The sequence below is a fragment of the Neorhizobium sp. T25_27 genome, from assembly GCF_002968565.1.
GTDB classification, from domain to species: domain Bacteria; phylum Pseudomonadota; class Alphaproteobacteria; order Rhizobiales; family Rhizobiaceae; genus Neorhizobium; species Neorhizobium tomejilense.
The window spans coordinates 23879-39362 of sequence record NZ_PVBJ01000014.1 but is presented as its reverse complement, the minus strand read 5'-3'; the positions used below and the strand labels follow the sequence as shown (position 1 = coordinate 39362).

The 15484-nt window shown below is 62.7% G+C and carries 12 protein-coding genes; all 12 read right to left on the bottom strand.

Annotation, left to right across the window (positions count from 1 at the left end; all coding sequences use genetic code 11):
* Positions 1 to 147 precede the first annotated feature (147 nt).
* A complete protein-coding gene (gene fdhF, locus C5J24_RS27975; protein ID WP_105422660.1) occupies positions 148 to 3027 on the bottom strand; it encodes a formate dehydrogenase subunit alpha in 2880 nt (959 codons plus the stop codon).
* Positions 3028 to 3031: 4 nt separating this feature from the next.
* Entirely contained in the window at positions 3032 to 4588 is a 1557-nt protein-coding gene (locus tag C5J24_RS27970; RefSeq protein ID WP_105422658.1) for an NADH-quinone oxidoreductase subunit NuoF, read from the bottom strand.
* Positions 4585 to 5064, bottom strand: coding sequence for a formate dehydrogenase subunit gamma (locus C5J24_RS27965; protein WP_105422656.1), 480 nt, complete (start codon positions 5062 to 5064; stop codon positions 4585 to 4587). Before C5J24_RS27965 ends, C5J24_RS27970 begins: the two co-directional genes overlap by 4 nt.
* A 183-nt stretch (positions 5065 to 5247) precedes the next feature.
* On the bottom strand, positions 5248 to 6141 hold the full coding sequence (locus C5J24_RS27960; RefSeq protein WP_105404600.1) for a LysR family transcriptional regulator: 894 nt from the start codon (positions 6139 to 6141) through the stop codon (positions 5248 to 5250).
* A 155-nt stretch (positions 6142 to 6296) separates the two neighbouring features.
* Positions 6297 to 6704 carry a F0F1 ATP synthase subunit epsilon gene (locus tag C5J24_RS27955; protein WP_038590760.1) on the bottom strand — a complete coding sequence of 136 codons (408 nt, stop codon included), beginning with the start codon at positions 6702 to 6704 and terminating at the stop codon, positions 6297 to 6299.
* Between the two features lie 171 nt (positions 6705 to 6875).
* On the bottom strand, positions 6876 to 8306 hold the full coding sequence (gene atpD, locus C5J24_RS27950) for a F0F1 ATP synthase subunit beta (protein ID WP_105422655.1): 1431 nt from the start codon (positions 8304 to 8306) through the stop codon (positions 6876 to 6878).
* A 23-nt stretch (positions 8307 to 8329) separates the two neighbouring features.
* Positions 8330 to 9208: a F0F1 ATP synthase subunit gamma gene (locus tag C5J24_RS27945; protein ID WP_105422653.1), complete on the bottom strand. Its 879-nt coding sequence runs from the start codon at positions 9206 to 9208 to the stop codon at positions 8330 to 8332.
* 30 nt (positions 9209 to 9238) lie between these two features.
* Positions 9239 to 10768, bottom strand: a complete 1530-nt coding sequence (atpA, locus tag C5J24_RS27940; RefSeq protein WP_105422651.1) for a F0F1 ATP synthase subunit alpha — start codon at positions 10766 to 10768, stop codon at positions 9239 to 9241.
* Positions 10768 to 11334, bottom strand: coding sequence for a F0F1 ATP synthase subunit delta (locus C5J24_RS27935; protein WP_105422649.1), 567 nt, complete (start codon positions 11332 to 11334; stop codon positions 10768 to 10770). The genes atpA and C5J24_RS27935 overlap by 1 nt, the downstream gene beginning before the upstream one ends.
* A gap of 261 nt (positions 11335 to 11595) precedes the next feature.
* Positions 11596 to 11979, bottom strand: a complete 384-nt coding sequence (locus tag C5J24_RS27930; RefSeq protein ID WP_105422647.1) for a DUF4345 domain-containing protein — start codon at positions 11977 to 11979, stop codon at positions 11596 to 11598.
* 67 nt (positions 11980 to 12046) lie between these two features.
* Entirely contained in the window at positions 12047 to 14269 is a 2223-nt protein-coding gene (locus C5J24_RS27925) for a primosomal protein N' (RefSeq protein WP_105422645.1), read from the bottom strand.
* A 48-nt stretch (positions 14270 to 14317) separates the two neighbouring features.
* A complete protein-coding gene (locus tag C5J24_RS27920; RefSeq protein ID WP_105422643.1) occupies positions 14318 to 15454 on the bottom strand; it encodes an AAA family ATPase in 1137 nt (378 codons plus the stop codon).
* Positions 15455 to 15484: the final 30 nt, after the last annotated feature.

Here is a 15484-nt window from a genome sequence, read left to right as displayed (position 1 = left end):
TGCCCAGCCCACCATCAACGTAATCGAGTGAGCAAACGTATTTCCAATGCTGAAGAATACCGGCGGCGCGTCTTGCCGATCTCCCCCCTTGTGGGGGAGATGCCGGCAGGCAGAGGGGGGTAACGCGAAGCACGCCAGGCAATTGCATCACTCAGCCGCCTCCAGCTTCCCCGCAATCCGCCGAGACCGTCGCGACAGTTCGTCATAGTCGCTCTGCCACTCGGTCGGGCCGTTGGAGGGCGATACCTGCACCGCCGTCACCTTGTATTCCGGGCAGTTGGTCGCCCAGTCGGAGAAGTCGGTGGTGATGACGTTCGCCTGCGTGTTCGGGTGGTGGAAGGTCGTATAGACCACGCCCGGCGCGACGCGATCGGTGATCAGCGCGCGCAGCGTCGTATCGCCCGAACGGCTGGCGAGCTTGATCCAGTCGCCTTCCTTGATGCCGCGCTGTTCGGCATCGTGCGGATGGATTTCCAGCCGGTCTTCCGCATGCCATGTGACGTTCTCGGTACGCCGCGTCTGGGCACCGACATTGTATTGGGAAAGGATGCGGCCGGTGGTGAGCAATAGCGGGAACCGCGGGCCGGTGCGTTCGTCGGTCGCGACATATTCGGTGCGGATGAACTTGCCCTTGCCGCGCACGAAACCGTCGACATGCATGATCGGCGAGCCCACCGGATGCGCCTCGTTGCAAGGCCACTGAACCGAACCCATCTTGTCGAGATAGTCGTAGGAAACCAGAGCGAAGCTCGGCGTCGACACGGCGATCTCATCCATGATCTGAGATGGATGCGCATAGTTCCAGGCAAGCCCCATCGCCTGGGCGAGCTTCTGGGTGACTTCCCAGTCGGCATAACCGTTCTTCGGGCTCATCACCTTGCGGACGCGGTTGATGCGGCGCTCGGCATTGGTGAACGTGCCGTCCTTTTCGAGGAAAGTCGAACCCGGCAGGAAGACATGCGCGTAATTGGCAGTTTCGTTCAGGAAGAGATCGTGGACGACGACGCATTCCATCGCAGCGAGGCCGGCAGAAACATGCTTGGTGTCCGGGTCGGACTGGAGAATATCCTCGCCCTGGATGTAGATGCCCTTGAACGTGCCCTCGACGGCCGCATCCAGCATGTTCGGGATGCGCAGGCCCGGTTCGTTGTTGAGCGTCACACCCCACAGTTTTTCGAACGTGTCGCGGGTCGCATCGTCCGAGATATGGCGATAGCCCGGCAGTTCGTGCGGGAACGAACCCATGTCGCAGGCGCCCTGGACATTGTTCTGACCGCGCAGCGGGTTCACGCCAACGCCCGGACGACCGAGATTGCCGGTCACCATCGCAAGGTTGGCGATCGCCATGACCGTGGTCGAACCCTGGCTGTGCTCGGTGACGCCGAGACCGTAATAGATCGCCCCGTTGCCACCCTTGGCGTAAAGCCGGGCAGCACCGCGCACGAGATCCGCCGGCACGCCGGTATATTTCTCGGTCGCCTCGGGGCTGTGTGCGTTTTCCGAAACGAAACCGGCCCAGTCCTCGAATTCGGACCAGTCGCAGCGCTCGCGGATGAACTTTTCGTCGAACAGGCCTTCGGTGACGATGACATGGGCGAGCGCCGTCAGCACGGCCACGTTGGTGCCTGGCTGCAGCGGCAGGTGATAATCGGCCTCCACATGCGGCGTGCGCACCAGATCGATACGGCGCGGATCGATGACGATCAGTTTTGCACCCTGGCGCAAGCGCTTCTTCAAGCGCGAACCGAACACCGGATGGCCGTCGGTCGGGTTGGCGCCGATGACGATGACAACATCCGTATGCTCGACCGAGTCGAAATTCTGGGTGCCGGCCGAGGTGCCGAAGGCCTGGCCGAGGCCGTAACCGGTCGGCGAGTGGCAGACGCGGGCGCAGGTATCGACATTGTTGTTGCCGAAACCGGCGCGGATCAGCTTCTGGACCAGGAATGTTTCTTCATTGGTGCAGCGCGACGAGGTGATGCCGCCGATCGATTCCCGGCCGTACTGATACTGGATGCGGCGGAACTCGGAAGCAACGTACGAAAAGGCTTCTTCCCAGGTCACCTCCCGCCACGGATCGGAGATATTCTCCCGGATCATCGGGTTGAGGATGCGGTCCTTGTGGGTCGCATAACCATAGGCAAAGCGGCCCTTGACGCAGGAATGGCCACGGTTCGCCTGACCATCCTTCCATGGCACCATGCGGACAAGCTCTTCGCCGCGCATTTCCGCCTTGAAGGAGCAGCCGACGCCGCAATAGGCGCAGGTGGTGACTTCCGAATGTTCCGGCTGGCCGATCGCGATCACCGACTTTTCGGTGAGCGTCGCCGTCGGGCAGGCCTGCACGCAGGCGCCGCAGGAAACGCATTCGGAATCGAGGAAAAGTTCATGGGCACCGGGCGAAACGCGGCTTTCGAACCCGCGGCCCTCGATCGTCAGCGCGAACGTGCCCTGCACTTCTTCGCAGGCACGGACGCAGCGCGAGCAGACGATGCATTTCGACGGGTCGTAGGTGAAATAGGGGTTCGACTCGTCCTTCGGCATCCACTTGGCGTTGATCGCACCGTCATTGCGAGCCTTGACGTGATTGTCGCCCTCGTAGCCGTAACGCACATCGCGAAGGCCGACCGCGCCGGCCATGTCCTGCAATTCGCAGTCCCCGTTGGCGGCGCAGGTGAGACAGTCGAGCGGGTGGTCGGAAATATAGAGCTCCATAACGCCGCGGCGGATGTCCTTCAGCCGGCCGGTCTGCGTGTGCACGACCATGCCCGGCATGACCGGCGTGGTGCACGAGGCAGGCGTTCCATTGCGACCTTCGATCTCCACGAGACACAGGCGGCAGGAGCCGAAGGCGTCGACCATGTCGGTGGCGCAGAGTTTCGGAACCTTGATGCCGGCCTCCATCGAGGCGCGCATGATCGAGGTGCCTTCCGGCACGGTGATCGCGCGACCGTCGATGGTGAGTGTCACCTGGGCTTCGGAGCGCGAGGCCAGCGTGCCGTAGTCGAGTTCATGAACGAGGGACATGATGTTACTCCGCCGCTTCGATAAGGGGTGCCGGAGAGAAGTCCTCCGGAAAGTGGTTCATCGCGCTCATCACCGGATAGGGCGTGAACCCGCCGAGCGCACAGAGGGAGCCGAACTTCATCGTGTTGCAGAGGTCGGCGAGCAGCGCCTTGTTCTTTTCCGGCTCGATCCCAGCCAAGATCTTGTCGGCCGTTTCGACGCCGCGCGTCGAGCCGATGCGGCACGGCGTGCACTTGCCGCAGCTCTCGATGGCGCAGAATTCCATCGCGAACCGCGCCTGCTTCAGCATGTCGGCGCTATCGTCGAACACGGTGATGCCAGCATGGCCGATCAGACCGTCCCGGGCCGCGAAGGCTTCGTAGTCGAACGGCGTATCGAACAGCGCGCGCGGGAAATAGGCGCCGAGCGGCCCGCCCACCTGAACCGCCTTCACCGGCCGGCCGGTTGCCGTGCCGCCGCCGATTTCGTCGACGATCACGCCGAGCGACAGGCCGAAGGCCGTCTCGTACAGCCCGCCGTATTTGACATTGCCGGCGATCTGGATCGGGATCGTCCCCCGCGACCGGCCCATGCCGAAGTTTTTGTAGAACTCGGCGCCGCGATCCATGATCACAGGCACGGATGCAAGCGAGATGACGTTGTTGACGACCGTCGGGCGGCCGAGAAAACCCTGCAGCGCCGGCAGCGGCGGCTTGGCGCGCACGATGCCGCGCTTGCCTTCGAGCGAATTCAGCAGCGAGGTCTCCTCGCCGCAGACATAGGCGCCGGCGCCGGAGCGAATCTCCATGTCGAAGGCATGCGCCGAGCCCAACACCGACGGCCCGAGGATGCCGGCGGCGCGGGCGATCTCGACGGCTTCCCTCATCGTCGCGATGGCGTGCGGATATTCCGAGCGGGTATAGACATAACCCTTGGTGGCGCCCGTCGCGATGCCGGCAATGATCATGCCTTCGATCAGCACGAAGGGATCGCCCTCCATGATCATCCGGTCTGCGAAGGTGGCGCTGTCGCCCTCATCCGCATTGCAGACGATGTATTTCTGCGGCCCCGCCGCATCCATCACCGTCTTCCACTTGATGCCGGTCGGGAAGCCGGCGCCGCCGCGGCCGCGAAGACCACTGTCGGTGACCTGAGCGACGATCTCGGCCCGGCTCATGGCGATCGCGTTCTCAAGACCCTTCAGACCCTGATGGTGGCGATAGTCGTCGAGCGACAGCGGATCGGTGACGCCGCAACGGGAGAAGGTCAGCCGCGTCTGCTGGCGCAGGAATGGAATGTCCTCGGTCGGCCCGAGATGCAAAGCATGCTGTCCACCGTCTACAAAGCCGGCATCGAACAATCCCTTCACGTCGCCGGCCTTGACCGGCCCATAGGCGATACGCCCGTGTTCGGTACTCACCTCGACCAATGGCTCCAGCCAGAACATGCCGCGCGAGCCGTTGCGCACGACTTTCGCATCGAGGCCGCGGGCTGCGATCTCCTGGGTAATCGCGTTTGCCACCTTTTCGGCTCCGAGAGCGAGCGCTGCGGCATCGCGCGGCACGTAGATCGTCACCGTCATCGGCTTAGCCCCGCAACGATTTCGGAAAGACAGTGTTCGTCGACGCGGCCGTAGACTTCGCCGTCAACCATCGCGGCAGGCGCGCAGGCACAGAGCCCGAGACAGTACACGGCTTCCAGCGTCACCGAACCATCGAGCGTCGTCTGGTGGAAGTCGATCCCGAGAAGCTGCCGGGCGCGATCCGCAATGCGGTCGCTGCCCATCGACTGGCAGGCTTCGGCGCGACAGAGTTTTAGCACATGCCGGCCGGCCGGGTGGTCGCGGAATTCGTGATAGAAGGTGACGACGCCATGCACTTCGGCGCGCGACAGGTTGAGTTCGCTGGCGATGACCGGCTTCACCTCTTCCGGCACATAACCGAACTCCGCCTGGATCGCATGCAGGATCGGCAGCATCGGGCCTTCCAGATGCTTCAGATCCCTGATGATCTGAAGCGACCGCTCGGTGAGCTCACCGGCGGAAATTCGCATATTCATAGTCTGTAGCCTCCCAGCTGATCCGTTTCCGTTTTCGGGGCATCGACGCCGCTACGGCCGTATTGGGATCAGAAAGCCGACGAAGTTGTCCGACAATCGTACTTCGCCTACTGGGAATGGAATGTCGCAACCGGTGCCGCAACCGTCAATAAAGGAGATCGGTTACGCGATAGAAAAAAGCTATCAAGCCATGGCAGCGGGAGTGAGGCTGCGAGCCTCGTGCAGCAGGGCCGACACCAGCGGCGTAAACGGCTCGCGGTGTGTCGCAACAAGCCCGACGATATGTGTGGCTTCCGGATCAACGATCGGGATCGTCCTGATTTCCTTTGTAAAGCCGAATGAACGCGCCACGTTGCGCGGCATGATGCTCGCCCAGCGCCCTGTCCCCACATGCGAGAGAAGCACCACCATGGAGTTCGATTCGAGCATCGGCTTCACCGTCACCCCCGCTTCCGCGAGGTGCTGGTTGATGATTCGGCGATTCTGCATGTCCGGCGTCAATAGGCAGAGCCTAAGATCGGCCATCTCCTTCCATGTGACGCTTTCCCGATCCGCATAGGGCGCCCCTTCGGCGGTCACCAGATTGTAGCGCTCCGCATACAGCGGCACGCTCGTCACCCGCCCCAGCGGCTCGTTGTCGAGATAGGTGATGCCGGCGTCGATTTCGAAATTGTCGAGCTGCGAAAGCACCTGCAGCGAATTGCGGGAAACAACGGAAAAGGTGACTTCCGGATGCTTCGCCTGGAAGGGTTCCGTCAGCCTGGGGATCATCGCCAGCGCCGTCGGGATCGACGCCAGCCGGATATGGCCGACAAGACCCTTGCGAGCGGCGCGCATTTCCTCGCGCATGGTGCGCGCATCGCCGACGATGCGTTTTGCCCATTCCAGCACCCGCTGGCCCTCCGGCGTCAGGCCCTGGTAGCGCGAGCCGCGCACCACCAGTTGCACGCCGAGGCTCTCCTCGAGCTGGCGGATGGCGGCCGAAAGCGATGGCTGCGAGATGCCGCATTCCTCCGCCGCCCGGCCGAAGTGGCCTTCTCGCGCCAGGGCAATGAAAAATTCCAGCTTGTCGATCATCGCGTTCCTCCGCCGACAAGGGCTAACAAGATGGCGCGGCACATACAAGCCGGCATCCGGTCACGACGATAGCCGCGACGGTGAGCCGACCATCGCCCAAAGAAAAAGGCGGCCTTTCGGACCGCCTCGATCTTTTCGCAGAGAATTTTGAAGTGTCAGGCCGGATTGACGACGCCGTTGAGATGGGTCAATTCCGCCAGGAACTGCTCGAGCTTGGTCTTGTGCTCGTCGTTCTGCGCATGGTTGATCTCGGCCTGCGTCGTCTCGATCCGCTTCTGCAGCGTCGCGTGGGTCAGCTCGCTCGCCGGAACCGCAGATTCGGCAAGCAGCGTGCAGCCGGTCGGCAGGATGTCGGCGAAGCCACCGAAAACCACGTATTTGGTGACCTGGCCCGAGGCAAGCTTCACCGAAACCACACCCGGCTTGATGGTCGTCATCGTCGGCGCGTGATTGGCAAGCACCGTCATTTCGCCAAGCGTCGCCGGGATCACCACTTCGGTGACCTTTTCCGAGACGAGCAGGCGCTCGGGCGAAACCAGTTCAAAGTTGAAAGCCTCGGCCATGAAGGTCCACTTCCTCAAAGCAATTCCAGCAAAAGTGCAGAGCGGTTTTGCGTCCGGGATTGCGAAAAACTAAATCACCAGGGCATCGAGGCAATTCCTTGCCGAAAAGCCCGCGTGTTTTATGCGGGAAAGGCGCGCTGGATAAGTTCCCGCGCGCCATCTCGTTCAGGATCAGGCGGCTTCGGCCAGCTTCTTGGCCTTTTCGACGGCTTCTTCGATCGAGCCGACCATGTAGAAGGCAGCTTCCGGAAGATGGTCGTAGTCGCCGTTGACGAGGCCCTTGAAGCCCTTGATCGTGTCTTCGAGTGCAACCAGCTTACCCGGCGAACCGGTGAAGACTTCTGCGACGAAGAACGGCTGGGACAGGAAGCGCTCGATCTTGCGGGCGCGCTGGACGGTCATCTTGTCCTCTTCGGACAGTTCGTCCATGCCGAGGATGGCGATGATGTCCTGGAGAGACTTGTAGCGCTGCAGGGTCGTCTGCACCTTGCGGGCGATATCATAGTGCTCTTCGCCGACGACCAGCGGGTCGAGCATGCGCGAGGTGGAGTCGAGCGGGTCGACGGCCGGGTAGATGCCCTTTTCGGCGATCGAACGCGACAGAACCGTCGTTGCGTCCAAGTGGGCGAACGAGGTAGCCGGTGCCGGGTCGGTCAAGTCGTCGGCGGGAACGTAGATGGCCTGAACCGAGGTGATCGAGCCCTTGGTCGTGGTGGTGATGCGTTCCTGCATCTGGCCCATGTCGGTGGCGAGCGTCGGCTGATAGCCCACGGCCGAAGGAATACGGCCGAGCAGAGCCGACACTTCCGAACCTGCCTGGGTAAAGCGGAAGATGTTGTCGACGAAGAACAGAACGTCCTGGCCCTTGTCGCGGAAGTCTTCAGCGATGGTGAGACCGGTCAGAGCGACGCGAGCGCGGGCGCCCGGCGGTTCGTTCATCTGGCCGTAGACGAGCGCGGCCTTGGAGCCTTCGCCGCCGCCATGCTTGTTGACGCCCGATTCGATCATTTCGTGGTAAAGGTCGTTACCTTCGCGGGTACGCTCACCGACGCCTGCGAACACGGAATAACCGCCGTGTGCCTTCGCGACGTTGTTGATGAGTTCCATGATCAGAACCGTCTTGCCGACGCCTGCACCGCCGAAGAGGCCGATCTTGCCGCCCTTTGCGTAAGGCGCGAGAAGGTCGACGACCTTGATGCCGGTGACCAGGATCTGGCCTTCTGTCGACTGCTCGACATAGGCTGGTGCTTCCTGGTGGATGGCGCGCTTGCCGGAGGTGACGAGCGGACCTGCTTCGTCGACCGGCTCGCCGATGACGTTCATGATGCGGCCGAGCGTTTCCGGACCGACCGGAACGGTGATCGGAGCGCCGGTATCGGTGACCCGCTGACCACGAACCAGACCTTCGGTCGAGTCCATCGCGATGGTGCGGACGGCGCTTTCGCCGAGGTGCTGCGCGACTTCGAGAACGAGGCGGTTGCCGTTGTTGTCGGTTTCAAGCGCGTTCAAAATCGCCGGCAGTTCGCCGTCGAAAGCGACGTCGACGACAGCGCCGATAACCTGGGTCACCTTGCCGAGGGACGTGCCCGTTGCGGTAGCCATGATTCTTACCCTCTTTCTTTACCTCAGAGCGCTTCCGCGCCCGAAATGATTTCGATGAGTTCCTTGGTGATCTGCGCCTGACGCTGACGGTTGTAGGAGAGCGTCAGCTTGTTGATCATGTCACCGGCATTGCGCGTCGCGTTGTCCATTGCGGACATCTGCGCGCCATAGAAGGAAGCGTTGTTTTCGAGCAGCGCCCGGAAGATCTGCACAGCGACGTTCTTCGGCAGCAGGTCTTCGAGGATTTCCTCTTCGCTCGGCTCGTATTCGTAGAGCGCCGAGGAGGCATCCGCAGCCTGCGTCGCATCGAACTTGGCCGGGATGATCTGCGAGGCGGTCGCCACCTGCGAGATCACCGACTGGAAGCGTGCGTAGAACAGCGTCGCGATGTCGAATTCGCCGGCATTGTAGAGCGCGAGCACCTTGTGTGCCACCTCGTCCGCCTGGGCGAAACCAAGTTGCTTGACTTCGCGGAACGTCACGTAGTCGACGATGTTTTCGCGGAACGTGCGGCGCAGGATGTCGTTGCCCTTGCGGCCGACGGTGAGGATCTTCACCGTCTTGCCCTGGGCAAGCAGCTTCAGCGCGTGATCGCGGGCGAGACGGATGATCGAGGAATTGAAGCCCCCGGCCAGACCGCGTTCGCCGGTCGCGACGATCAAGAGATGAACCTGATCCTTGCCCGTGCCCGAAAGCAGGAGCGGCGCTTCGGCGTTCCCGGCATTGGCGGCCGAAAGCCCTGCCAGCACCTTGGTCATGCGTTCCGCGTAAGGACGGGCGGCCTCGGCCGCCTCCTGAGCACGGCGCAGCTTCGCCGCGGCGACCATTTTCATCGCCTTGGTGATCTTCTGCGTCGCCTTGACGGAGGCGATCCGGTTTTTCAGATCCTTAAGTGAAGGCATCCGTTATCGGTCCTCGAGATTGATCCGTTCTCAGGCGAAAGACTTGGCGTAGCTGTCGAGAGCGGCCTTGAGCTTCGCGCGGGTGTCGTCGGAAAGCTGCTTGTCGGTGCGGATCGCATCGAGGATAGCCTTGCCTTCGGAGCGGAGGTACGACAGGAAGCCCTGCTCGAACTTGCCGACCTGGGCAACCGCTATTCTGTCGAGGTAGCCGTTGACGCCGGCGAAGATCACAGCAACCTGCTCTTCCGTCTTCAGCGGCGCGAACTGCGGCTGCTTCAGGAGTTCCGTCAGGCGTGCACCACGGTTCAAAAGGCGCTGCGTCGAGGCGTCGAGGTCGGAGCCGAACTGGGCGAAGGCGGCCATTTCGCGATACTGGGCGAGTTCGCCCTTGATCGAGCCGGCAACCTGCTTCATCGCCTTGACCTGCGCGGCCGAGCCGACGCGGGAAACCGACAGACCGACGTTAACGGCCGGGCGGATACCCTGGTAGAACAGGTCGGTTTCAAGGAAGATCTGGCCGTCGGTGATCGAGATCACGTTGGTCGGAATGAAGGCCGAAACGTCGTTGCCCTGGGTTTCGATGACCGGCAGAGCCGTCAGCGAACCATTGCCGCGCTCGTCGGAGAGCTTTGCAGCGCGCTCCAGAAGACGGGAATGCAGGTAGAAAACGTCGCCCGGATAGGCTTCGCGGCCCGGCGGGCGGCGCAGCAGAAGCGACATCTGGCGGTAGGCGACGGCCTGCTTGGAAAGGTCGTCGTAACCGATCAGGGCATGCATGCCGTTATCGCGGAAGTATTCGCCCATGGCGCAACCGGCGAACGGTGCGAGATACTGCATCGGAGCCGGATCGGAAGCGGTCGCAGCAACGATGATCGAGTACGGCAGGGCGCCGCGCTCTTCGAGAACCTTCACGAACTGGGCAACTGTCGAACGCTTCTGGCCGATAGCGACGTAGACGCAGAACAGCTTTTCCGACTCCGGGCCGTTGTCGTGAATGGCCTTCTGGTTGAGGATCGTGTCGAGAATGATCGCGGTCTTGCCGGTCTGGCGGTCGCCGATGACCAGCTCGCGCTGGCCGCGGCCGACCGGGATGAGCGCATCGATGGCCTTGAGGCCGGTCGACATCGGCTCATGAACCGACTTGCGCGGAATGATGCCCGGAGCCTTGACGTCGACGCGCGAACGGCGGGTCGCATTGATCGGGCCCTTGCCGTCGATCGGGTTGCCGAGCGCGTCGACGACGCGGCCGAGCAGTTCCGGACCAACCGGAACGTCGACGATGGCGCCGGTCCGCTTGACGGTGTCGCCTTCCTTGATCGCACGGTCGGAACCGAAGATGACGACGCCGACATTGTCGGCTTCGAGGTTCAGCGCCATACCACGGATGCCGCCCGGGAATTCGACCATCTCACCGGCCTGGACGTTGTCCAGACCGTAGACGCGGGCAATGCCGTCGCCGACGGACAGAACCTGTCCGACTTCGGAAACCTCAGCCTCCTGGCCGAAGTTCTTGATCTGGTCTTTCAGAATTGCGGAAATTTCCGCGGCGCGGATATCCATCAGCCAACCTCTTTCAGTGCAAGCTTAAGGGTGGAAAGTTTGGTGCGAAGGGAAGTATCGATCTGACGAGAACCGACCTTGACGATCAGGCCGCCGAGGATCGACGGGTCGATGGTCACGGCGATTGTCACGTCCTTGCCGGTTACGCCCTTCAGCGCCGACTTGAGTTCGTTTTCCTGCGCCTGGGAAAGCGCATGCGCCGAGGTGACCTCGGCAGTGATTTCACCGCGATGCTCTGCGGCGATCTGGCGGAAGGCGCGGATCATGCCGGGCATCGCGAAAAGACGACGATTGCCGGCGACCACCTTCAGGAAATTGGCGACGAGACCGGAAATGCCAGCTCGCTCGGCAACGGCGAGCACGGCCTTCTGCTGATCTTCGGCGGAAAATACCGGGCTTGCGACCAGGCGTCGCAGGTCTTCACTCTCATCCAGCAGCGCCTGAAAACGATCAAGATCGGCACCGACCTTGTCGATCGAACCAGCCTCGACGGACAGTTCGAAAAGCGAGGAAGCATAACGCTCCGCTACACCGGAAATAAGCTGGGACGTGTCAGCCACGGGCACAGTTTCCCTGTATTGCCATCCAAGCGCCAGACCCTACGGGAGAGGTGAAGCAAGAGCTTGAAATCGTTTGATTTTTTCTCAGAACCTGCAGAGCTTGCGCCCTACCCTTTCCGACTTTCGCGGTCCGTCTAGCATAGGCTGTAAGGACTCGCAACACGCCTGATAACGGAAAAAGCCGGACACGCAAGGGCTGAGAGCGATTTTATACCGGAAGCGGAAGGATTTTCGGCAGGCAACCGCCTGCAATCTTCGAATTATGCGTCAGATATAGCCGAAGACATAGGCGAGCGGCCCGCCGGCAAGCACAACCTGAAGTAGGGAAAATGCCATGTTTCTGGGAGTGAAGCCTCGGTCGAGGGCACAGGACAGCAGCCGGCCCAGAGCGGCAAATCCGAGCGCGATGCTGAGCGTCATGTAGATCCAGTCCTGGGCCAGCATGATCGCCGCCAGACCGAAGCCGAGATGATGGGCACCGGCGGAGCGGACCGCGGCATATCCTTCCGGCCGCACCTCGCCGATCTGGAATGCGGTCAGGCGCAGGACGACGGCGGGAAACAGGAAGACGAGGAGACCGAGCGCAGCCGTTGCCGCCGCACAGACGAAAGCCACCTGCTCGCCGAGTTCAGTGGGAAAATAGAGTTCCATGTCGCCTCGCATCGTTCGAATCGCAAGATTCTAACGCAAGCGGTAAACAAGTCGCAAAGAACGGCGATCAAAGAAAGCTCTGCGGGTCGATGTCGAGCTGGATCTGCACCGAGCCGCGCTGTTTCGGGCCGTTCTCCATCATCGCCCGCAGAAACGCCTGCATGTCGGAATTACGCCGTCCATGTACCAGCAGCCGGAAGCGATGCCTGCCGCGTACCAGAGCCAGCGGCGCTTCCGCGGGACCCAGCACAGAAATGCCGGTGACTTTCGGCGCGGCGGCCCTGAGGCCTCGTGCATGGGTTTCCGCGTCCGCCCGGGTATCGGCGGAGACGATCAGCGAGGCCAGCCGGCCGAATGGCGGAAGGATCGCCTTTTCGCGCTCGGCGATCTCCCGCTCGTAGAAAGCGCCGGCATCACCGGAGACGATCGCCTGCATCACCGGATGTTGCGGCTGGAAGGTCTGCAGCAGGCCGTGACTCTTGAGGCCGGTTCGTCCGGCGCGGCCGGTGACCTGGCTCAGAAGCTGGAAGGTGCGCTCGGCGGCGCGCGGATCGCCATTCGAAAGCCCGAGGTCGGAATCGACGATGCCGACCAGCGTCATCAGCGGAAAGTTATGGCCCTTGGCGACCAACTGCGTGCCGATGACGATATCCGCCTCGCCCTTGGCGATCGCCTCAAGCTCCAGCCGCATGCGCTTGACGCCGCCGAGCAGGTCCGACGACATCACGATCGTCCGCGCCTCCGGAAAATGTTTTTCGACCTCTTCGGCGATCCGCTCCACCCCCGGCCCGCAGGCGACGAGGTGGTCGAACGTGCCGCATTCGGGACACGCTTCCGGGGTGCGCTCCGAATAGCCGCATTGATGGCACTGGATCTGGCTCTTGAACCGGTGCTCCACCAGCCAGCTCGAACATTGCGGGCATTGGAACCGGTGGCCGCAGACGCGGCAGAGCGTCAGCGGCGCATACCCACGCCGGTTGAGGAACAGCAGCGACTGCTCCTTCCGTTCAAGGGTTTTCTTCATGGCGCGCAAAAGCACCGGCGACAGGAAGCCGCCGCGCTCCGGCGGGTGGCGCCGCATGTCGATCAGGTGCAGGTCCGGCATCGCCGCATCGCCGAAACGGGTCGGCAGGTGCACGGTGTTGTAGCGGCCAGCCAAGCCGTTGACCTGGCTCTCCACCGAGGGGGTCGCGGAAACGAGCACGATCGGGAAATCGCCGATCCGGGCCCGCACAACCGCCATGTCGCGGGCATTGTAGAAGACCCGGTCTTCCTGCTTGTAAGCCGGGTCGTGCTCTTCGTCGACGATGATCAGGCCGAGGTCTTCGAAGGGCAGGAACAGCGCCGAGCGCGCGCCGGCGACCACCTTCACCTCGCCGGTCACCACGCCGCGCCAGACCTTTTCGCGCATGCGGGGGGCTAGATCCGAATGCCATTCGCCGGGCTTGGCGCCGAACCGCTCCTGAAAGCGCTCGAGGAAGCTCGAGGTCAGCGCGATTTCGGGTAGCAGGATCAGCACCTGCTTTCCGCGCCTCAGGGTTTCGGCGATCGCCTCGAAATAGACTTCCGTCTTGCCCGAACCGGTGACGCCGTCGATCAGCGAGGCGGAGAACCCGCCGGCCCGGATCGATTCCAGGATGTCCACTGACGCCTGGTTCTGCGGCCCCTCGATGCGCGGGCTGATATAATCCGGATCGGGCCGGGCGACGACCGGCGGCGGAGGCAGGAAGACTGTCTCGAAAATCCCTTGCGCCGTCAGCCCGTCGACAACGCTCATCGAGACGCCGGCGGCATGCGCCAGCCCGCTGCGCGTCCACGGGATTTCCTCCTCGCCGGCGAGATCGAGCACCCGGGCGCGCGCCGGCGTCAGCCGCTCCGGCTGGCCGCCGAGATACCGCAATCCCTCGACCATCGGCTCGGGATCGAGCGCTGCCGGCGCGCGGATCGCCATGCGCGCCACGAGGCCCGGCGGCGACAGCGTATAGCTCGCCACCCAGTCGACGAAATCGCGCATCTCCTTGGAAAGCGGCGGGCAATCGAAGACCAGCTTGATCGGCCTCAGCTTCTTGGGATCGAGCTTGTCGTCGTTGTCCCCGTCCCAGACGACGCCGATCAGCTGCCGCGGACCGACCGGCACCTGGACCACCGAACCGGGTTCCACATGCACCCCTTCCGGCACGGCATAGCTATACGCGCCCGGCACCGGCAGCGGCACCAGGACCGGCACCACCCTTGCCAATGACGGCGCTTCAAACAGTGAACCGAAGAGATCGGACGAATCTATGCCCATGGGCGGGACCATGCCCAAACGCGGAACAAAAGTGAACCCTAAACAGGATTAGTCATCTTCGTCATCGATGGCGCCGGTCAGCCGCATGCCCTGGATCCAGGTCGCGCCCTCCTTTCGTATCACCCGCCGCGGCCGCGTGCCGCAACGCTCCTCGACAGCGGAAGCAAGCGGTTCCGAATGGGTAACGATCCAGATCTGGCTGTGGCGAGCGGCCTGGGCGATCATGTCTGCCAGCGGCGCCAGCATATCCGGATGCAGGCTCGCCTCCGGCTCGTTGAGCGCGATCAGCGGCGGCTGGCGATAGGACAACAGCGCCGCAGCGAGCCCCAGGAAGCGGATCTGCCCATCGGAAAGCTCACGCGGCTGAAACACCCGTTTGGGAAAATCCGGGAAGGTCAGGCCGAATTCCGCATATTCGCCGGGCTCAGGCACATGCAGTTTCGCCCCGCCAAGGGCCGCAGCAACGGCCCGGTCGAGCTCCACCGTATCCCCGCGGGTGTGGACGAGCGTCGCGAACACCGCCGCCATGTTACCGCCGTCCTGATCCAGCAGCGGCGAGGTAACGGCAAGGCAGGGCTGCCGCAGGGTGGAATCCCGATCCGTTCGAAAACCATGGAAGAACCGCCAGCCATCGATCAATCGTCGAAAAGCCCCGGCTTCCGGGTAGTGGCCGGCATCGCCGAGCAGCGCGATTGCCGTTTCCGAGGTCATCGCCTTTTCGGGATACTCCTCCATGCGACCGCTTGTCCCGCGCACCATGATCCCAGGCCCGGTGCGTTTTATCATTGTCACGGGCCGCGAACCGGTTTCAACGACAAGCTCCTCCTCCTTCACCTGCGGCTCGAAGGCAAAGCCCGCCGCATCGATAGGCGGACGAAGCCCCGCCTCGACGCGGTAGCGGAACGTCACCGCCCGCTCTTCATCAAGAACCTCGACCTCGAGCTTGATGCGGAAATTCTTCTCCTGCCGGCGCTGGCCGGACCAGAGCGCCGAGGCCATCCCGCCTTCGGCCGCGATCTCATAGGCCAGATTGCCGCGAACCGCCGCCTGCACCAGCTGCAGGGCGCGGTAAAGGTTGGACTTTCCGACACCGTTCTCGCCGATGAACAGGTTAACACCGGCCAGATCCATGCGGATCGAGCGCAGCGAGCGATAATTGGCGGCAAACATCGAGCGAAGCAGCATTTTCCATTCCTAGCCGAACAACGGGATGAA